The organism is Haladaptatus sp. DYF46 (assembly GCF_021083305.1).
Taxonomy (GTDB): domain Archaea; phylum Halobacteriota; class Halobacteria; order Halobacteriales; family Haladaptataceae; genus Haladaptatus.
Genome location: NZ_JAJFAY010000009.1, coordinates 1 through 20,832, shown reverse-complemented (window position 1 = coordinate 20,832; position 20,832 = coordinate 1). Strand labels below are relative to the sequence as shown.

The 20,832-nt window shown below is 49.4% G+C and carries 20 protein-coding genes; 6 read left to right on the top strand and 14 right to left on the bottom strand.

Features of this window, described 5'->3' with window-relative positions:
- Positions 1-41 precede the first annotated feature (41 nt).
- Positions 42-683 carry a helix-turn-helix domain-containing protein gene (locus LJF34_RS25410; protein WP_231188888.1) on the top strand — a complete coding sequence of 214 codons (642 nt, stop codon included), beginning with the start codon at positions 42-44 and terminating at the stop codon, positions 681-683.
- Positions 684-810: 127 nt separating this feature from the next.
- Here the strand turns inward: LJF34_RS25410 and LJF34_RS25405 are convergent, their stop codons facing one another.
- From LJF34_RS25405 to LJF34_RS25390, 4 genes are all read right to left on the bottom strand, one after another.
- Positions 811-2,085, bottom strand: a complete 1,275-nt coding sequence (locus LJF34_RS25405; RefSeq protein WP_231188887.1) for an alkaline phosphatase family protein — start codon at positions 2,083-2,085, stop codon at positions 811-813.
- A 70-nt stretch (positions 2,086-2,155) separates the two neighbouring features.
- A complete protein-coding gene (locus LJF34_RS25400; RefSeq protein WP_231188885.1) occupies positions 2,156-2,611 on the bottom strand; it encodes a hypothetical protein in 456 nt (151 codons plus the stop codon).
- Between the two features lie 9 nt (positions 2,612-2,620).
- Positions 2,621-3,457, bottom strand: coding sequence for a hypothetical protein (locus tag LJF34_RS25395; RefSeq protein WP_231188884.1), 837 nt, complete (start codon positions 3,455-3,457; stop codon positions 2,621-2,623).
- Positions 3,454-4,731 carry an acyl-CoA thioesterase/bile acid-CoA:amino acid N-acyltransferase family protein gene (locus LJF34_RS25390; protein WP_231188883.1) on the bottom strand — a complete coding sequence of 426 codons (1,278 nt, stop codon included), beginning with the start codon at positions 4,729-4,731 and terminating at the stop codon, positions 3,454-3,456. Before LJF34_RS25390 ends, LJF34_RS25395 begins: the two co-directional genes overlap by 4 nt.
- A 337-nt stretch (positions 4,732-5,068) precedes the next feature.
- Here LJF34_RS25390 and LJF34_RS25385 point away from each other — a divergent pair, with 337 nt between their 5' ends.
- Entirely contained in the window at positions 5,069-5,662 is a 594-nt protein-coding gene (locus LJF34_RS25385; RefSeq protein ID WP_231188882.1) for a TetR/AcrR family transcriptional regulator, read from the top strand.
- 560 nt (positions 5,663-6,222) lie between these two features.
- Here the strand turns inward: LJF34_RS25385 and LJF34_RS25380 are convergent.
- From LJF34_RS25380 to LJF34_RS25360, 5 genes are all read right to left on the bottom strand, one after another.
- Entirely contained in the window at positions 6,223-6,570 is a 348-nt protein-coding gene (locus tag LJF34_RS25380) for a hypothetical protein (protein WP_231188877.1), read from the bottom strand.
- 885 nt (positions 6,571-7,455) lie between these two features.
- Positions 7,456-7,866 carry a hypothetical protein gene (locus LJF34_RS25375; protein WP_231188876.1) on the bottom strand — a complete coding sequence of 137 codons (411 nt, stop codon included), beginning with the start codon at positions 7,864-7,866 and terminating at the stop codon, positions 7,456-7,458.
- Positions 7,867-8,464: 598 nt separating this feature from the next.
- Positions 8,465-9,313, bottom strand: coding sequence for an ABC transporter permease subunit (locus LJF34_RS25370; protein ID WP_231188875.1), 849 nt, complete (start codon positions 9,311-9,313; stop codon positions 8,465-8,467).
- The gene (locus LJF34_RS25365) at positions 9,310-10,272 is read right to left on the bottom strand and encodes an ABC transporter ATP-binding protein (RefSeq protein ID WP_231188873.1); all 963 of its coding nucleotides are present in this window, start codon (positions 10,270-10,272) and stop codon (positions 9,310-9,312) included. Before LJF34_RS25365 ends, LJF34_RS25370 begins: the two co-directional genes overlap by 4 nt.
- Before the next feature lie 2 nt (positions 10,273-10,274).
- Positions 10,275-10,904: an undecaprenyl-diphosphatase gene (locus LJF34_RS25360; protein WP_231188872.1), complete on the bottom strand. Its 630-nt coding sequence runs from the start codon at positions 10,902-10,904 to the stop codon at positions 10,275-10,277.
- Between the two features lie 225 nt (positions 10,905-11,129).
- On the opposite strand from LJF34_RS25360, the gene LJF34_RS25355 reads away from it, so the two are divergent.
- Positions 11,130-11,879, top strand: a complete 750-nt coding sequence (locus tag LJF34_RS25355) for an ELKS/Rab6-interacting/CAST family protein (RefSeq protein WP_231188870.1) — start codon at positions 11,130-11,132, stop codon at positions 11,877-11,879.
- Positions 11,880-12,104: 225 nt separating this feature from the next.
- Here the strand turns inward: LJF34_RS25355 and LJF34_RS25350 are convergent, their stop codons facing one another.
- From LJF34_RS25350 to LJF34_RS25330, 5 genes are all read right to left on the bottom strand, one after another.
- A complete protein-coding gene (locus LJF34_RS25350; protein WP_231188868.1) occupies positions 12,105-13,070 on the bottom strand; it encodes a DUF4184 family protein in 966 nt (321 codons plus the stop codon).
- A 467-nt stretch (positions 13,071-13,537) separates the two neighbouring features.
- Positions 13,538-13,867, bottom strand: coding sequence for a hypothetical protein (locus LJF34_RS25345; protein ID WP_231188867.1), 330 nt, complete (start codon positions 13,865-13,867; stop codon positions 13,538-13,540).
- Positions 13,868-14,539: 672 nt separating this feature from the next.
- Positions 14,540-14,932: a hypothetical protein gene (locus tag LJF34_RS25340; RefSeq protein ID WP_231188865.1), complete on the bottom strand. Its 393-nt coding sequence runs from the start codon at positions 14,930-14,932 to the stop codon at positions 14,540-14,542.
- Between the two features lie 4 nt (positions 14,933-14,936).
- The gene (locus tag LJF34_RS25335; protein WP_231188863.1) at positions 14,937-15,800 is read right to left on the bottom strand and encodes an ABC transporter permease subunit; all 864 of its coding nucleotides are present in this window, start codon (positions 15,798-15,800) and stop codon (positions 14,937-14,939) included.
- Positions 15,797-16,708 (bottom strand): ABC transporter ATP-binding protein, encoded by a 912-nt coding sequence (locus tag LJF34_RS25330; protein WP_231188861.1) that lies wholly within the window; start codon positions 16,706-16,708, stop codon positions 15,797-15,799. Before LJF34_RS25330 ends, LJF34_RS25335 begins: the two co-directional genes overlap by 4 nt.
- Positions 16,709-17,044: 336 nt before the next feature.
- Between LJF34_RS25330 and LJF34_RS25325 the strand changes: the two genes are divergently transcribed.
- From LJF34_RS25325 to LJF34_RS25315, 3 genes are all read left to right on the top strand, one after another.
- Positions 17,045-17,389 (top strand): helix-turn-helix domain-containing protein, encoded by a 345-nt coding sequence (locus LJF34_RS25325; protein WP_231188859.1) that lies wholly within the window; start codon positions 17,045-17,047, stop codon positions 17,387-17,389.
- Positions 17,390-18,304: 915 nt separating this feature from the next.
- Positions 18,305-18,784, top strand: a complete 480-nt coding sequence (locus LJF34_RS25320) for a hypothetical protein (protein WP_231188855.1) — start codon at positions 18,305-18,307, stop codon at positions 18,782-18,784.
- Positions 18,785-18,844: 60 nt separating this feature from the next.
- Positions 18,845-20,509, top strand: a complete 1,665-nt coding sequence (locus LJF34_RS25315; protein ID WP_231188854.1) for a transposase — start codon at positions 18,845-18,847, stop codon at positions 20,507-20,509.
- The last annotated feature ends 323 nt before the right edge of the window (positions 20,510-20,832 follow it).

The window sequence follows — 20,832 nt, the reverse complement described above, 5'->3', positions numbered from 1 at the left end:
CAACTGGATGTTTATATACTATCAAGAAAATATGATCCTAAATGGAGTATGTCCGGGCTCGGATTGGGATTCCAGAATCCGAAACGTCAATCACGAATCTCGCCGCAGCTGATGGTATTGAAGCCGTACATCTGTTGGCTGGTGGCGTTCTCGATACCGATACGCCGACGTACACGCTCTCGATTACGGGCCCTGAGAAGACCGTTCGACAGGTTCTCAAGGCTGATTCTGATGTTCTCGCGTGGGAAATCTCAAGTTCCGATACGGAGGTTGTGTATGTCTACGTCCAATTTCATGCTCCGCTTGAGGTGAGACTCCTCCGAGAGCGGTTTACGAAAGACAGCCTCATTGTCCTTCTTCCGGTGACATTCTATCCTGACAGCGTCGAACTCACCGTTGTGGGTGCACAATCTGACCTCTCCCGCGCTATCAAAACGCTTCCATCGATATTTGACGTTACCGTCTGTGAAGTCGGCACCTACCGAAATGGCATCCACCGTGGTCAGTCACTGACCCAGCGGCAGCGCGAGGTTCTAAAAGTCGCCTACGACTTCGGGTACTATGAACGGCCGAGTGAAACGAGCCACGAAGAGATTGCCGACGTACTCGATTGTGCATCCAGTACAGTTGGAGAGCACCTCCAGAAAGCCGAGAAACGCCTTGTGAAGGAGGTATTCACGTAATATCGGTCTCGGAAGCCAATGCTTTTCACTGATACGTTTCTGCAGTTATTTGATTCCATCGTCAATATAAAAATCGAGACATCCACATCCAACTCTCGGAGGATGAATTAGATGAGTGGTTCTCAGGTCACCCTCTGACGTTCTGGAGGGTATCCATTCGCGCAGCAGCAAACGGGATGAGCATTTCATCGGGGTGCATCCCTCCATGCATTCCAATTTTTGAGAGATGGCCATCATCGTACCACGCAAACCCATCTCTGGGCACTACGAGTAGATCTGGACACCGTTGTAGAAACCGTTCACTTGGTTGGCGGGTACCGAACAGTCCTTCCTCAATAATTGTCTCACGTGTGAGTACCAATGGACTCAATGGAGCAAGGCCTTGCTCAAGTTTCGTCTGTAGGGTCGATCGGTGACCATCACGGGCATGAAATTGCAGATTCCGTGGACCACCAAGTGCGGGAATTGGCTTGCCCGATGCGTCACGCTTTATATGAGGTTCAATTTCGAGTTCATCGAGATCGATTCTTGTCTTGGATGTCGAATCGACTTCTCCGTGATCTGCTAACAAGAGTAGAAGTGTTTCTTCGGCCACTGCGGGGTCAAGCTTTTCGACGAGCTCGCGTTGAATGGCAGTACAAATTGCTCCGAGCTGCGCGTCAGTTTCTGGATGAGCTGCACCCTTCTCGTGAGAGAGTGCATCGACAGTTGGGAGGTAACAATGGCAGTAGGTCGGTTCATCAGCGTTCTCTAATTGTTCGCGGACACGGTAGGCGGCTTGTGGTATGTTTCGATGCCCAACGAATTCGGCACCCTGTTTGACTTGTTGATCGTACAAATTATCTTCAAATTCATTGGGCTGAATGAGCACCGACTGAGCGTCCAACCGCTCGTACAGTGGTTGTTCGTTGATGAGTTTTGCAGGATCAGGATTATCGTGGACTTTTTCGAGTGGTTCCCAGTTTCCATTGACAAACGGGAGTGTTTGAACATGGCCGCCAAGGGCTTCGATATAGGCATTCCACCCAAGTACACCATGATTGGAAGGCTGGCAACCAGTATGAATCGTGGAGACTGCAGCAGCCGTTTCTGTAGGATAGATGCTCGTCAGTGGTGTTACAGTCCCATGCTCAACTAATTGCATCAAGAAGGGATGTTGATGTCGAATGCGTTGGAAGTGGTTCCACCCTAAGCCATCAACGAATATGACGGCGATATGTTTCACGTCGGTTGCGACTCCATTGAAAACCTTTTCAGGAAGCGGTTGAGCAGCTTCGTTACCAAAAAGGGATAGTATGGTGTCTGGAACGTTAGCGAAACAATAATCCTCCCAAGCAGGTCGAACGAACCCGGGTGCAAGTGTGTCGGCTTGTAATTCGTGAACCAATTCGGAATTGAGCATAGGGCAGTATATCATGCAATTGTTCAATACTATAATAAAACCAGTCTATACTGCTGCCCGACTTTAACCTTCAGAAATGATATTCGCGTATTTGGGCGTCCTCGCCGTACTTGTCTTTGAGTTCTTCTTTGCCAGCTTTGACTCGTGCACTATCGCCAGTTTGGCTGTTTCTTCGTCGATGATAGACAAATAGTGGATCTGGAATATGGTATCCAGTCAGACCAGCGTTGAGATAGCGGAGGAGGAGATCATACTCCGCGAAGATCATCTCGGGATCATAGAGATTGAATCGCCGGAGGTGGTCGGCTCGATGCATCATGCCGACCTTGACCGTCTTCATGATATCTTCCCCGGTTTGAACGATTTCTTGGCTTCCGTCTGGGAATTGTTCGTAGTAATCAGGATAGACGAAACCAACGTTGTTGTGAGTCGCGAGAATCTCAGCTCCCCATTCTACCAACGACGGGAGGAATTCATCACCAGAGTCGAGAATAACTATGCACTTCTCTTGTGTCTGCTCAGCCACCTGAGATGGTCAAGCTGTTCGCCGATACTTCGTCATTGTATGATGTCCCCATCGAAGCGCATACTCACCGATTGCGAGCAGCAACATCAGCACGAAATAGACCGGCCAGAACAACAGATAGCTGCTTGCTGGTGTACCACCAACCATTGTCAGTGATCCAACTCCAATCACTAAGATGATGGTTATAAGCCCAACGAAGGGTGATATCATCTGATATCGAAGCAGGAAGAGTGTAGGTATCATTCCCAGAAGAACCATTCCGAGGAGACCCCACCCGAGTAACCATCCCGAGAGCAGTGCTCCTTCGTGACTGATTCCAAGAGTTATGATTACGACCGTCTGCGCGAAGCCGATCAGACACCCTATGAGTACGCTTCGTCGCCGGTCAATCTGAACGTGCCAACTACTGAATTGCTGTGGATTAGGAATACTATCGACGGTCATTCGAACGGCATATTCAACAATACCCCCAAGTAGGTACGCCAACAACCAAATGTACCAGCCATTCGCATAGGCGGCCATATCAGAGGGACCAACGACGAGTACGTTCTCGCCGAGCGTGGCGAATTCTGGGTATGGTGGTGTGAGCCCAGCAATCAGAGCAATGCTCAATCCAACTATACTCATTCCGAGAGGAACTACGAGCCTACCACGAGTGAAGAGCAATACTGGGACGAATGCAACAAGGAATAACCCGACGAGCAGAAAACTGAACTGGTAAATTGCGGTCGTGGCGAACGATTTGAATGGATATCCGAGCCAAGTGAGCACTCCCAGAACGAGTAGGACGTGTCCGGCTCCGCTTCCAATGGGAACAAGAAGCATCGCTCGATTGTCTCGGGTCATCGGAGCCCCTCGGCAAAGAGTTCGAGCACTTGGGGCCAGGAGTCGGCGGCCGCGTGAGCGTTGCCGGATGGCGTTCCACCGGCTCTCAAGGTCACCCCTGGCATAATTTCAAATGTATCCCAGTCTGCGGTTGGCTGAAACGGAAGACTGATGATATGCCCTGCGTTTTCATAGGCGAGATGTTTATAGGGATACGGATGGGCATGGTCTTCGAGTCGTTGGATAGCAATCTCTGAAAGTGCTGTTGACGGCCAGATTCCGTCGTCCTTGCCCGAGATCAACAACACCGGCCCATCGATTTCCTCGACTGGAATCGTGCCCGCCTTGACCGATTTGCTATCGAGATCGCTAAACGATTGCCGAAAGAGATCGGCTACTCGAACTGGTTGACCTCGAATTCCATTGGTTGCCACCCTAGCAAGGCTCGGTACGCTGTCACGATTGATCTTGAGAGGGACGAATGGTATATCCTCTCCATTGTACGTCCACATCGGTCGCTCTCCCCCGGGTCCTTGCCAAACGAGTCCGCTCGGGACGTAGGCAACGACGGCGCCGATTCGTGAGAGTGTTGCACCGAGAAGCAGCGTGAGTTCTCCTCCAATTGAGGGGCCAACGACGCCGACCTGATCACCGGTTACTGACGGCTGTCCGAGTAGCCAGTCGATCGCATGTTCAAAATACTCCAGAGGGATCTCTACGAGTGATGTTGGGAGATTCTCCTTGCCTGTTGGGTCGAAGTATTGGAGGGAGAGCGTCGCGTAGCCGTGGGAAGCCAGCATCGCTCCTAAGAGCCACGGCACCTGGCCTTCAGTACCATGGAGTGCAAGCACGGCAGGGTGAGGGCCAGATCCGGGCGGCTCAAAGAATGTCCCGATGAGATTCTCCTCATCGACGGCATGTTCGGCAACACTATGCGTGATGAATCGTCGCTTTATCGTCGTTGAGGCAACCGTTGTACTGTTTCGCTGGGCACTGAAGTGTATGGTATCCGGTTCGTTTTCACTGAACGATTTCGGAGATCCGTCTGGGATTCGCATTGACCACAGTAACCCGTTTGAATCGACGTCCTCGTAGGTGCCGGCTTTCGGTGCCTGTTCGGCGAGTGAGAATGTTCCATCGCTGCCGGTTTTAAACCGTCCGAACGAAAGCCACGTTTGGCCGAGGCGATCGATTTTGTGTGCTTGGAGCGTAATCTCCTCATTCGGCTCGAAATTGGAGAGACGGATGTCGATAGGCTCGTCGATAAGGCCGTCAGAAGGATTGACGGTAATCATGCCACCTTCGCCCTGTGTTTGTCTGCTATTACTGAGTTGAGTGCATCCTGTGAGAAGTGGTGCTGCCGCAACTCCAGTTAGTTTCAAGAACTTTCGTCTCGTGCTTTGAGACTCCGGTCGATTTGGATGGCCGAAATTTAGACTGCCGTTCACACGTGAGTCGAAACTATCACCAGGGGCGCCCTCAGTATCGTGGTTTCTTATCTGATGGCTGTTGCAGGGCGGGTGAGAATCTTCAACCATATTGATTGAATGCCCATTCAACGGTATAATCATTTCGCCGAACGTTGAGTGAATACCCAATCAATTTGTATACCTGATCCTCCATCTATTGTTTATGAGTGAACGATCAGAAACGGAACAACAGATTCTGGATGCAACGCTTCAAGCATTAATGACCCATGGATATGCAAATTTAACAATTAGCGATGTCAGCGAGGAGTTTGAGAAGAGTCCATCATTGATTTACCACTATTTTGACTCTAAAGACGAGCTTATGGCCGAATTATATGACTATCTTTCAAATGTATATTTCGATTTCATTCGGGAAATTGATATAGATGATCCTATTGAACGTCTTCGATTCTTGATCGAAATTATCCTCTATAGCGATGAATATACACCAGACGACGAATTTTATATATCACTCTATGAGATTATGGTTCATGTCCCACATAGTAAAACACTGGAGGAAAAATACATTCAAAACGAACGGAAAGCAATCCGTCTTATGGCAAACATTCTTCGAGAAGGAATGGAAACCGGACAAATCAAGCAAACAGATCCAGTTCAAACAGCTGCATTTCTTTCTGCTGCGATCGACGGAGTTCGGCTTCACCGTGTACTGCATAGCGATGATGAAACCATAGAGATACCAAGCGACGTGATCGACCACTGGCTTATCGATCCATTGCTAGCTGAAAACAAATAGCTGGCAAACAAGTACTGTCAGTTTAGATTCTACTCGATAGGGTTCGTCCAGGGAATATGTAGCTAATTAGATATGAATGCGAACTACGTTGGTATCAATAATTCGAGTGTGGATTCTGTGGCACACAGATGGGGAATGGGGTGCTTCCCAACCGGATGGACAAGGTGAACTAGAATCACATCCGATGCGGACGGTTTCATTGTCATACCGTAGCAGTAGAGGGTCACCACTATTTTGGCACGAGTGATTCAACACGATCGGATCAAAAGTCCCGTCCGCTGTGTACATTCCTGTCGCAATCGCCCCGTTCACGTGCTTGCCCGCTTGATCAGAAAAATGATCAGAAACGCCTTCCGAGGTTCGGTTTGACGTGTTGTAGAAGGATGAAGTGGCTAAAGTCGTGCATTGTGAGCACTCTATACTGGGTGTAGTCTCATCTTGCACGGTTCTTACAGAAGTTGAAACTGGTGCTCTCAATGCATACGGTGGAGCTACCTGAGACCCTGTTCGGGGAGATTGTAGCTAGGTCAGCTACTTAGTAGAGCACTAATCTAACAACCCTACCAGCCACTATCTTCTGGTTTCCACGGACGGGCCTGCCAGTATTGTCTGGCCCGTATGCCTGCTGCAATTCCGACTGCAAGATAAGCAATAGCCCATATTGAGGGCCCGTTGACGCCAATTGCATAGATAACCCCAAGCAAGCCGCTTAGTGCCATTATTCCAAACATGATTGCAAGATTAGCTGCGGTGTATCCACGAACGAGGACAGACCCTGCTCCAAGGATGGCGGCGACTCCGATGAGAAGGAATGGCAGACGCTCAAAGTAACCGTACCAGATGGCTATGAAACCAACAACTATCAATCCGTACGGAATGTATCGGAGGCGTGCTTTGCGGGAGATCATACCAAAACTGAAGTACAATTAAACAATAATTTTCCGCTCTGAATGTGTCTTTTGTTGCTCCCTCCATCCTCTATGTAATTGGGTAGATGAATTCTTTTAGTGGACCGTAGTCAGCATTTCGACGTATTTGAGACTCGTGAGTTATGTCGGACTGTCTTGAGGCCCTTTCCAGCCGTTGTAGTCTCTTCTTCACATAGATCGAGCGTGTTCGCCTACCCGTTTATGCTGGGAAGAGGGTGGAGAACTCCGTACCAAAGTCTGTAAAGTACGGTTCCAATCGCGCTCCCCAGCGCGAGACTCTCACGTTCAGAGTCTGAAATCGAAATCATCAGCTTCAGGAACACAGCAACGAGTGCGACAAAGGTCGCAAAACGACGCCAGTAGTTTGTGCGGATTTTCCCGTAATCGCGGTCATGCGTCCAGCTGTGCACGATTTGGTACGTAAACCCGAACACAAAGTACCGAATATCCAAGTGGCTTGATTCGTCCTCTTGATTGCCCAGTATCTGAGTACCCTTTTGAATCGTCCGGTAGAGGGCACTAAGAAATCTAATTCGGGCTCTTCTTCGTTGTGAAATCATTGTTTCTGTATTGTATAGCTATATTATAAGCTCTAGTATAGAGTTAATTGTGATCGATACGCAGTACCTTTTCTTGAGCTAACTCCCCAGCCTTTGATCGAACCAATTTACCACACTTTGATCCTCCAATGTTGTGGGAATTCAATGTCAAAAGTTGAGACTTGGTTTTTAAATGCATAACTGGGTTAGTTTTTGTTATCGCCTGCAAACCTCGACGTTTGTCACCCTTTTCTCTACAATTTGAGTTCACTACTGGAGAGCATTACCAAGGTCATCACGCAGTATCCACTTCTCTTCCCGATTCTCATCTAATGTGCGTTATCGCGCGTCGTGTGGTGGCACCGATGACGAATCCACCGATTCCGAGCCCGACGAAAATCGCAATGATACGGATGTCCGTTGCCAGAGAAACCGGATAGCTAACCGGACCAAGACTGGCATCGATATGCATCGCAACGACTCCTCCAAGTGCGAACATACCTGTAATCAACCCACTTACGAGAAGCCCGTCGTTGAGAAACGCGCTAATTATCGCGACACCAAGCACTACTGCCACAGGCCCGATCATGAACGGAACAGTATCCGGAAGTCCACCGAGCACTATCGCGGTGTATGCTAAAGCACTCCCCAGACCAAAAGCGCCCCCTAGAACGGAAAACTGTCGAGAGCGGTGCTGGTTGCGGCCAACGAGGATGGAAGAGACGTTTGCACCCATAATATCTCAGTTAAACATTCAGTGATAAATAATTTACTCTAGTGTATCAAGACATATCCGTACATGTATGAAGGAGTGACTGTATCGTTTGTTCGATGATCAAAACCAGCGTCTTCGAGATGATCCAGAAGGATGGGTAGGCCAATAATCGGAACTCCTGCGTCTCAGCGCAGGCTTAGTGGGGTGGTTATCAGCAGTATCGGAGTGATAACTGGATTGATGCACATTGACCATCTTCTCGAAGATTTACATACGATGCCAGTCGTCTCCGGTGTCGTATTCCCGCTTTGTCTTTCAGTAGTGCTACTCTACGCTGGATACTGGTTAGCGACAAGCGACTCTCGGGGTGAACAGGCTGTTACCATCGCCGTTTGGAGTGTTGCCGGAGCCATTTGTCTCACTCTCGTAGGTACAGTCATCCTCACCGCGGACATACTCGTTCACCACAACTCTTTGCCAGCAACAGGTGGTAACACGCCCTTCATAGTCCTTCCCAGTAGTGTGACGGAAGGTGCAGTTGTTGGTTTCATTTATAAATATAAAAACCAAAATAATTATTAAAAAATGGGAACAAATAGGAAGAGTTCAGGCTTTCGTGCTACAGATCGGTCGATTCGAACCGAAGATAGCCGAGAGTAAGCGGAACCAGAAACCAGAATCCAAGCACGACAAAGCCGAACCAGTCCTGGGCGTAGATTGCATCACTCTGGGCGAAAACAGGGTTGGCTGGTACGGCGTCGATGACCGCCCTCCCTGCGTTGTCGTAGGCCGTAATCGGATTAATCGCCGAGAGGAATCTGAACCAGGCAGGGATCTCACTCATGCTGCCCCAAACATCGACATCGAAGCCGTGAGACGCGGCCCAAAGTATCTCCAACCCGAGTCCCCAGACGAAACGAAATAGGACGAACAGGCTAATTGCCCCGGCCAGCGCAAGCGTGGTTGAACGAACCGCCGACGAAAACGCGATTGCGATCGCAACGAACACGAACCCAACGAGGATCGTTACAAGCGTGAATAGCACAAACGCGTCAACCGCGAAGCTATCGTAAAACACGAACCCGACAGCCCCAGCAACTGCGAATCCCACGACAATCGCAACAATGACCACGGCAGTTCGTCCCGTCAATTTACCGAGTACGACATCTCGTCGTGTATGCGGTAAGTTGAGTAGGAGATTGAGACTGCCGCTTGCACGTTCGCCAACAATCGATTTGTAGCCGACAATCAGGCCGATTAGTGGAACAAGAAGATCTGCTGCGGTTCCCATAGCAGTGATCAGAGCAGGTGTCGAAGCTGTTGCACTCCCACCGAGTATCCCTGGAACCTGAGAGAAGAGATACGTAAATCCGCCTGCGAACAATACGAACAGCACCGTTAGTCCAATCAGGACGTTTGACCGCACCGAATCGCTGAATTCCTTCTTTGCGACGACTGTGAAGCTCACTGGTTGCCCCTCACATCTATATCTGTTTTCATCGGTATCTTCGGCTCTGATCGATTCTCATCCGTTGTGTACTGGATGAATAGATCTTCGAGTGAGGTGTCTTCTGTTGTGAAACTTTCCACGCTTGCACCACCATCTTCGAGTGATCGGAGCACAGCTGTCTTCGAACCAGACCTACATGAGACTCGAACAGTAGTTCCGTCAACCGACACAGATGAAACACCGGAGACCTCGTTTACGTTCTGTGTTGCATCGTTCGGGAGGCTATCGAGCGTTATCACAAGCGTTTCCTCCGATTCCGTCGCTCGCTGAAGCCCCTCGATGGAGTCCTCTGCGACCAGTCTTCCTTCTTGGAGAATGCCGACACGGTCACAGATCGGTTCGATCTGCCCGAGAATGTGGCTTGAGAAGAACACTGTCGCGCCGCGGTCGTTCTCCTCTTGAATGATTTGCCGAATTTTACGTGCTCCCGCTGGATCGAGACCTGTCGATGGCTCGTCCAGAATCAGGAGATCTGGCTCGCCTACGAGCGCCATACCCAACACCAACCGCTGGGCCATTCCTTTCGAATAGCCGCCGGCTTTGCGATCGATTGCGTCAGGAATGCCGACGCGCTCGGCGAGTTGATCCGGATCGTCGTCCACTTCCTTGGATTCGATAGCAAACGCCAGATGCTGGCGGCCAGTTAGCCGGTTATACACACTGAATCCCTCTGGAAGCACGCCGATTCGCTGGCGAATCTGGAGGATTTCATGTTGGGTATCGTGACCGAGCACCTGCACTGTCCCCTTCGATGGCCGAGCGAAATCCAGCAACATACGAATCGTTGTGGACTTACCCGCACCGTTCGGACCAAGGAAGCCATAGATCTCTCCTTTCTCTACCGTGAGGCCCAGGTTCTCAACCGCCGTGACTCGCCCGTACGTCTTGGTTACGTTTGTGAGACTAATCACTGACATGATTAAATCACCATCTCTGTGATGTATTCCTCAATGCGAATACACTGATTTGCGAAGGCTCTAACAGGCTTTCTGGCAGCATAAACGATTATGAATCCCAGCAGTGACGCTCCGACCGCACCGATGATGTCGATAGGAAAGTGAACACCGACATAAACGCGGCTAATCCCGACCAGTGAAGCGAGCATCACCGCAATAAGTCCATCGCGCCATCGATTCTGAACATAGCATACCGCCCACGCGAACGCAAACACGACAGTCGTGTGTTGGCTCGGGAATGAATTCTCCGGCGCATCTACGAGGAGCGTATCATAGCCGACCATGTAGGGCGCAGGATGGGAATAGAGTTGCCCCAGCACATATGATATGACGAGACTTACGACGATCGTGATGAATATGAACACCGATTTTGCCTTTCCATCCTCGGTCGTGACTTGGGGAAGAGTGAGTGTCATCTGGAATGCTGAGTTTGTCCGTTTCCCTTCGGGAGTAAACCAGAGGTAGAGCAGGACGAGTGGAATCAAATAAACGAGACCTTCCGCTGCGAAGATCATGATTTCGTTGAGGAGTGGATGCCTGAGGTGACTGGTGAAGAGCTGTCCATACCGCGGTAGGAGACCAAGTGTTGGCATGTGGAATGGCTATTCTGCAGCTCGTAATAAACCCAGAATATCGTTTGTGTCGAATTCAGCCAGTATAGGCCGCTACACCGGTATTTTTGGAGCTGAGTGATTGCCGATGATTTTGTTGTGTATTTAGTGGATGTAGGGCTCAAAACCGTGATAGCCCGCTACAGGTCGGCTTTTGAGCCTGTTCAAATCAGCAGAAATAAGGATTGAGTGACAAATATTCGGGTAATGAGCGGAAAATCGGCATCGCTACTCACAAAGACACAGCGAAACCGGATTCGTAACGACTTTGAGGACCTCGACGAAGAGAAGCGACATCGCGATCAACAACGAATTCGGGATCGAGTGAAATCAGGGCTCCACGACTTTCAACTTCTTGCGAACTATCCAGACCGACAGTTTGCGGTAATGCTCGAGGATATTCCCGACGATGAGGTGCGAGCAGCACTTGCAGACACTACTATTGTTGTTGAACGACTCCGTGAGCAGTCTGAGATTGAACGAGAGGCGTTGGTTGAAGAAGTCCGTACTCACATTGAGGGATATAGTGACGGGACAGAAGATACGAAGACGCTCAAACAGATCGATTTGCGAACGGTGGCGGAGATTCAACAACAAACAGAAGATAATATTGCCGAGCAATTTGAGACGGGGCGCTGGGATAAACGTGCAAATGGATTGATGAAACTGGGCGTGAGCGTGTTCATTCCGATAGTCTTGGGCTTAGTCATCCCTTCTGCAACCCCTATCTCACTATCTCATCCCGCTTTCACGCTTATTTTTATCGTACTTAGTTTCGTTTTGTTTGTAAGTGCGATATGCTGGGTGCTGATTACTACAGCGCAATCACTAAAATATAATATTCTCCCATTCCTCGTGAAATTGACTAAAAATCCCAGAGCGGCCATGCGTGGAGTGTTCACAAAACTAGTCAAGAATCCTCGGGAGACTGTGCGAGAATCTTGGGACGAGTTGTGATCGATAAAGCATAACCCGCAATCCTTGGCAGCTAAACAATGATTACGAGAGCCTATCCTCGTATGCACGTCACCTGCTCCGAGAATCTCATGGTGCCCCTCGGCTATGAGGCAAACCAATATTCGTTCGAGGACATGAAAAGCTCCCGTCCATGCCGGGTGCAGGTGTCCCGGGGTGTCTTTGCCCACACTAGTTTTACGTTTGACTTCATACGGTGAATGGCCGTCATCGGCAGGTTTGACTGAGATTGCGACTCACGACAGGTGTTCCAACCACCTCTTCTCCATCAACTGATACTGCCTCTACTTGGTACCATTTTAGCGGTGTTTCTCCACCAATAGTTGTTTGGTTCACTTGTGATTTGAGATCGTAAATCGGTGCGACAACAAGATGGGTTCGTGCCACGGAGGTGTCGTTAAATCTCTTCGTTGATATTCTATTCCCCCATGCTGGTCCGCATTGATGAGACACCTCTGTCTTGAGGTAGCCAGACGTTGGCCTGTCAGTCGTCCATGAAACTGCTGCATGTGTCTCATTAACGCGTTCGACCGTTACGTCGGGCGATCCGATCCCCGATACCGCACTTATTGTAGAGGCTGCCCCTGCAGCGGCGGCCGCTCCCACTACCATCCCGATCACAATCCCTAATGTGATACTTACTTTCCATATTTGATCTTGGGATTTGTAATAGCTGAGACCATGTTTCCGCATTGTTCGGATCAAAGTGACCCCAACCAAGCCGATAAACAGAACAAAACTGAGGGCGCAAAGTGCATAAATGGTGAATGGGTCGACTAGGCCATACAGTGGATTTCCAGCGAGTGGATAGAACGGTTGCAGGTTGGGATGGGTGAAGGCATCGAGGATGACGTGCGACCATGTCCCTGCCACGCTCGCGAGGACGACGCATGATATTGATTCTGGTCGTGAACTCACATGTTGGGCAACCCATGGAAACTGACGGGAACATAGAACGACAATCCCTGCAAACACAAGCGCAACAGCGAATGCTCCAAGAAGGGTATTATGTAACGGTCCATGGTTAGGTCCTGAAACAATTCCGAAGAACACCAGTATGGCGCGAACATCGAGGATCACACTTGCAATAAGAAATGTTCCGAAATCGAGCCGTCGTCGAAGAGGATAGCCAAATAGGAGGGTTGGACCGAAGTGAAAGGGGGTGAATGGCATACACTCCTTTATTATCATGTCTGGTTTGTATTATTTTCCATTCCTCAATCTCTGAGCAATGCGCACTGCGTACGGAGGGCGTTCGTCCTATTTACACTCTCACGAGTATGAAGCCAAAATTATCGAGACGAGAGGCTGTGAGCATACCTACTAGTAGACGACAATCCAACTTGTTGGCAGTGCAGTACCGATCGTCTTGTATTGCCGGTTAATCGACAGTCAGAACATGAGTGTAGTATGGTGATTGCCGAGCTTGCATGCGAGAGGTATCCATCATCACTTGCCGACGTATTCCCCTCCATCCGGTGTCGAACGCTAGCATTGCAGTTTGACGCCGAAATTGGACAACAGATAGCCGACTCATTATTTTAGAAATTTCCTTAGGATCTACTGTTGAGGTTGGCAATCTCAATATATAGAATACGTTGAGAGGAGGATCTTGCGACAGTACTCACCCAGGGCTTAGCTCATGCGAAAGTGTAGATGGTGAGCACCACCGCCATTCCTATGTCGAACAGGACCAGTTTGACAATAGCAGTAATTCCCCAGTTTTCCCCAGCGTCAACCGTGCCGAAGAACCCGCCTTGAGCATGAACTGGATCGTTCGACGACGGGCCACTCATCGCGCTGAACCCGGTCAAGACGGCGGCTATCGCGAATACGATGAATAGGGTGATTTCGAAACTTGCCGCGAGAATCGTGCTCGTGAGGTAGGAACACCCAGTCGCAAGGCCCGGGTAGAAGATTCCATATCGGGTGGCGAAGCCACCTAGTCGCCGTGTCCGTTCTTCAACCATACTATAACAACCAGTATTTTGGCATATATTAACTCCGGGATCCTCGTATGACTAGAACGCTGGAATCATCGCGATTGATCTGACGGAGGACAATCCGTTCATCGGCGATCGAGCAGGCCATAAAATCAAGATCATTGGGGCAAATATGCACCTTGGACAATAGTTGGGATTAGTGTTCTCGATGAATTCGTTCACGATGTGGGGGACGCAAACTACGTGTTTTGCGAGTTTCTCTGGGCGAAGACATCGTAGTATGCCCATCCTAAAACTAAAAGTAAAGCAGCTATCGTTACTACTGCCATTTCGAGATATGGTTTGATCTCTGGCCAACCAAACCAATAGTTGGTAAAAATAGGGAGAGCTACAACAAGACCGATAAGGATACGGATACGCGACCGTGTGCGGTACTTCATACACAGCATTATTGTCCGACACTATTTAACGATCGACGAAGATTAAAGAAACTTATAACGGCAAACATGGTTCTCACGCTGCTGGAGCAGACAAGATTCGGCTAGAACTGCGGTACGATACAATAAATGCCAGTCGATGAGCCACAGCTCTGGGTCGATCAGTCAACTGGCGCCAGAAGTTGAGACTGACTCTCTCACTGCATCGGCAATCTCGCTTGGTCGAACCTCCAATCATCATTCCTGGTGGTTCACATACGAGTCAAACTAGTGCATTGGCACATTGAATCCGATACAAGACGGACTCAGCAGATGTCGGCACGTTCTGCATCCGTACTGTATATGTTCGCTTCTCACCCCCAGCGAGTACCGTTTTCCGAACCATTTTACGATCGACCATTGATCCGCTCGCTAATGAGGCTGAATACAGTTCGAGCTCTAATTGCAACGTGCATGACTGTAATCCTGTGTTTTTCACTGTTACTTCAAACGTCGAGTCACCAGCGAGATTCTCCGGGTGGGTCGATCCTTTTGCCGTTGCATCAGGGGCAACAACTGTTAGATAGCCTCCGCCAATAATAGCGCCAATCACCACTATCGTGATTGCCAACCGTCGATTACAAAACTTCCTACCTGTGGGGGAGATGTCGTTCATTAACTCACTCCAAGTCAACACGATTGAATCGATAATATCCGATCATAACAGGAAGTATGGCATAACCAATCAGCATACAGATCCCAAACACGTCCGGACTGTGACCTTCAAGTGATATGCTCCCGTTCGACATCAGCGACGGGAAATAGACTCGTGCACCGTCGAATGCTTTCACCGGATTCAGCCGTTGTATATACACATACCACGTCGGTCCATTCGCAATCTCGATCAATTCTAGCCCACCTGTCCTTGTACTTCCTGTAAACAGCAGAGCGAAGACTGGGAGTATCACTGTCCTCCAAAACATGTGGAAAACAGCAAAAATCCCGAAGACACCTGCAACCGCCCGAAATCGAGTACTAACGCCCGCTGAAATCCCAATCGCGATCCCAGTCCACGCTAACCCATATAGCAGTACCAACCCTACAATAACAACGAGTGGTCCAATTGCGAAGCTCCCAATCTGATACACAATGACAGCGACAGAGAGGAGTATCACAATGGGGATCGTGAGAGCTAATACCCCAACTCGGCTCAAATATGCTCCCAAAACGATTTCCCGGCGGGTTGTTGGGAGACTCAAAAGAACCCGAAGACTACCCGATTCTCGCTCGCCGGTGATTGCATTGTAGCCGATGATCAGTGCCACGATCGGAATGATTGGTCGAAGATTAGCGGCAATTGCCGTTGTCGCAAGACGGTTCGGACCGCTCATGGTTCCCTGTGCTAACTGGCGATTGAATTCAATTGACTGCACACAACCATAGATGGTCAGTATTCCGACGAGCCCCCAAAGGAGTCGTGATCGTACAACATTTTGAAATTCCTTTTTAATTATGGACTGGAGTCGACTTCCACTATGACTCATGCCGTCTCACCATTCAGTGTGTGTTTGGTGAAAATCTGCTCTAAAGACGCTTCTTTCACGCCAATATCCGTGATAGTTATCCCTGCCTCCTCAATTGTACTAATGGCCGCAGCTTTCGCTCGTGAATCAGAGTAAACAATGTGAAACGTATCATCGGTCGCCATCACGTCTTCAACACCTTCGATTGTGTCAATGGTGTGGGTTTTTGGAACTGATTCAACCGAGAGTACGAGAGTGGGATTCTGTCCGGTCGTTTCTCGAAGACCTTCAAGAGAATCGAGAGCAACGATTTCTCCGCTCTGCATGATCGCGATCCGGTCACAGACCGCTTCAACCTGCTCGAGAACGTGACTGGAAAAGAAAATGGTTGCTCCCCGATCGGCTTCGTCTCTAATGATCTCTCGAAGTTGGTGAACCCAATTCGGATCTAATCCAGACGTTGGTTCGTCAAGAATGAGAAGATCGGGACGACCGACGAGGGCCATTCCGAGGGCAAGGCGCTGTTGCATTCCCTTTGAGAAGTTGCCGACTGGTTGTTCTGCGTTGGCAGTGAGACCAACTCGTTGTAGAATTTCGTCCGGATTTTCGTTACTTCGTTTCATTTCGATGGCGAGAGTGATGTGCTTTCGCGCGCTCAGTCGATCATATAGATTGTAGCCTTCCGGGAGAACACCGATACGCTCGCGTACAGCACGAGAGCTGAGTGTTGGGTTCTGGCCAAACACAGCAATGTCTCCGCTTGTTGGCCGAACGAAATCGAGCAGCATGTTGATGGTCGTTGATTTGCCTGCACCGTTTGGCCCAAGGAATCCAAACACTTCACCCTGCTCGACATGGAGATTGATGTTATCTACGACGGTGGTTCCTCCGAATTGTTTTGTGAGGTTCTGTAATTCAAGAACTGCCATATTAATAACCCCCACCGGTATTTTGTGCGGTTACTTTCATTGGGGTGTCCTTCAGGCAATTCCACTCTGGATGGTTGGTACAGTTGGTCTGAGATAACAATTCTCCAGTAGCGATTTCCGAGACTGCGTAGTGCCGTGATGATTTACTTGTACTGCATTCGATCATTATCTGGTATCAAACAGTGATTCTGTCGATGATTCATTAACTTGGACTGCACACTTTCTCGGCCAGAAACCCGTCCACTGGGTTTTATAATCCCCTGTTCGTGTTTCAAATAGACGTGTATTCACGACGACCACTCGTATACTCGGATACAACCGACTGGATATTAACAGATGAGCGAGGACAGTGACCTTACAGAGATCGCTGATCTCCTCGATGACGCGTACGCACGTGACATCCTCGCAACCGCCAGCATTGAACCGATGTCTGCAAATGAATTGAGCAACCAGTGCGATGCATCACTTCCGACGGTGTACCGCCGGATCGAACGTCTCGAAGAGAACGACCTGCTCGTGGTTGAGCAGCAACTTGACCCGGATGGTCACCATTACAAAACGTATGAGACTCGGCTTGAAGCAGTGAATATCCGTCTCGAAGACGGAACGTATACTGTCGAAATTACTCGAACAGAAAAGAGCGTTGCTGACCGGTTCTCGACCCTTGTGGAGGAGATCTAGCATACTATGATTGTACACTTTTTCCTCCAGGTGATGACCAGGACAGCGGGAGCGGTACTGATGCTGTTTGTCAGTCTGTTCATCTCGATTGTTCTCTCACTCGTCATTGGACACCGTGGAATCCGCCGATATGTAGAAACGCGAGAGCAAGGTATCCTGTTACTCACAATCGGTATAGTGCTTCTGAGTGGAGCTCCCATTGGTATCGACGTCGTGTTAGTAACGGCCACTGCTTTGCCCGGACCAGCAATAGCAGCGTTTGTCGATCTCATTCGACTTGTTGGCCTCGTCGTCATCCTCGTTACAATTTATGACACATAAACACGCGAACTCACCGAAATCCGATCGTTGCAGCAAGCAGAGACTATCGTGTGGTTCGCTCATCGAGCGAGGGAGCACTGAGTGATGGTGAATCAAATCATACTCGCTTTGGGCCGTGTCGCACTTTCGTGGGAGTTTGTCGCACTAGCTGTTGCGGGAGTCGTTGCAGTTGTCGGTCTCATTGTTGCATACCACGGATTTCGGGGATATGTCCGAAACAAGAGTCAACGGCTTCTTTGCCTAACTATCGGGACTCTGTTTCTGACAACCGTTCCGTTTGTTATAGAAGTTATAATTCAGTTGTCGGGAACGCTCATCCCATCGTACAATATCCTCGCGTCCCAACTGCTGAACGTGGTTGGACTTGTTCTCATCCTGTATGGATTCACACAAGCATAACACGAGTCGTTGAAAAATTAAAACGTACCCAATCAATACAAACACAAAACAATGTCCAAATCAATTCAGAATCGATTAAGCGGGAGTAGACTGGGATGGCTGTGGTCAATTCTAGCTGCAAGACGAGTCCTACTTCTAGGGCGGTATTCCCGACTCTCTCGGTGGATCTGGATTCTTACTCTGGGAAGCACTGCTATGGTTTGTGGGCTCGTGGCGGTTACGGAGATCCAATACGCTCCAACTGGAGTGACCGCCGGAAGCAATGTTGTTCTTCACCCCCCTTCGTATTCCCGACTCACCGACTGGGGGAAGAGCTTATACCAGGGTTCTTTCCATCCGATTCTCGTCTCGGGAGCAATTGTATTACTACTTGGAGCAACTGTAAGTTCATACTTGAACAGTGGGCTATTCCCGACTGCTGGCCTCGTAATGGGGCCGATATTCGGCCTCTTCGTGAACCGGGTGGGGAACCCAGTACTTGTTGTGACCCCACATAAACCGGGACTGCACTTCGGGCCGATGCCGCTCTCAGATGCGATTGTCTGGGGCATGGAAAGTGCTCTCATTCTCGGCCTGCCAATCTTGCTTATTGGGTTCTCTGTCGGTAGTATATTCCGATGGATAATATCTCCAGAATGGATACTAAAACAAATCTCGTCTAAGTACATTGGTTAGAGGCTAGTCAAATTGCAAAACTGGCGCGGCTTTCCAACCCTGGATGTACCTACTCGGAAAATGCCAACAGTAAGAGAATCCCATCGCGATGTCTTCCAAACGATTGCAAGAAAAGAACACTTTCACTGGCCAGCATACAACACAACAGCGTTGTACGACCGAAGTTCACTCGATGCACTTGAAGAAGATGTTCGAACGATTGCGTCTGTCTGGTTCGATCACGATGTTCACGAATCCATTGAATTCTTCGTTGTTAACCTTCCACTTGCCTATCTTGATCTCCAGCCTTATGATCGGTATACTGGCTCATCATACTACGAGATGGAGCAGTTGATGCGTACCTTCGTGCTTAAAGAACTCCATGGTTGGGAGCATGAAACCTCCCTCGCTGAGTATCTTCACCAGCATCCGTTACTTTGCGAGTACCTAGACTTCGAGACTGTGCCTGACCAGTCAACGTTGTGGCGAACATGGCATTATCGATTTTCAACTGAGCTTCAGGAGACAGTTGCTGAGAGTGCACGAATCATCCTCAAACAAGCGGAACGAAGAAACATCGATACTCCGCTAACGCTATCGCATCCATCATACCCTTATCGAAAGGATGACGAGACTAACCCTGATGAACAAACATTCCTAGCTCGTGCTGACAAACTTACCAACCAAATTGGGCGAATCGTCTATCCCGCTTTCTCGCTCAACCGTAACTCATACCATGAAATTCACGCCAACGCGTTTTGGGATTTGCAGACGTATCTTGGACTTCGCGAGAACTTGGCCGCAAATGAAGGTGCACGAAGTTTCACACTCGAATCACAACGGGAGCGGACGCCACTCGGACATACCCACCGCACGCACCTTCGTGATCTCTCTATCCCCGAAATCCGTGAAATGTATCGCGAGGCGGTTGGTCGGTTACTTGACCGAGTTGCCGAAACAGACGCGTTCCATCGGGCAGGAATTGTCGCAATCGATACGACCGAAGACGATCCATTCACCGGGGATCGAACGGGGCAGGAAGACAAAATCATTGGTACGAAAGACGGTGAGTACGCTTACCAGTGGGCAACAATCCAGATTGTCGGTAATGCAGTACCCATCGTCTTGGACGCTCGGCCAGTTCGGAAGGGTGATTCTCGGTTAGAGATTGTCCGAGATCTCTTAGATTCCGCCCAAGAGCAGGTCCTCGTCGATAATGTCCTAATGGATCGAGAGTTCGACAGTCAACAAATCCTGGAGGAAATTGACCAGCGTGGGCTCCGGTATGTTGTGCCGAAACGGATGCAGACGAGTGAACAAGCCCAAGCACGGCGGCTACTTCAGTGGGATCAGGATCGGTATGTGACGAATCGCAATCTTCTCTTGAATAATGATGAGCGGCACGAAACGACGCTAGTGTACCGACGAAGGAACAACTCCAATTGTACGGATTATCGGCAGTATTCGGTGTTCATGACGAATGGTGATCCCAGTCTGTTGCGAGAGTATGGATATCGGTGGGAGATCGAGAGTGGCTACAAGAGCGTCAAACGGTTCATGGCCGCCACAACCTCGAAGAATTTCGTCCTTCGATTCTTCTACTTTGCATTCGCGTGCTTGCTGTACTCAATTTGGCGAACAGTCGATCTCCTTGTGCAGGTCGAAGTGACTGGCGAATACAAGCGGTCACCAGTTGTGACCGCAAACACGGTCCTTACACTGTTGAAGCAAACTGGGATCGGCTAGAACAGATTTTGAGCCAATGAACGCCAGGTGATCAGCGGCAGCGCTGATCCGGCCGGTCACTAACCCGGGGAAAAGTTAGAGTAGTAATCAAAATCGATCCCTGGACCTCAATTTGAAGCGCTTGCAGCAGGTGAATTGGCTAATATCGCGCATTCTGGGCTCTCTATACTGGGTGTAGTCTCAACTTCCAGTACACCAGAAGTTGAGACTGGTGCTCTCAATGCATAGAAATCGGTATGAGCGAGTGTTTTATTATGCTTTGACAAAAATTATCAACGTATGATTTCACGACGAAATGCCCTTGCTGGTGCCCTCGGTGTGTG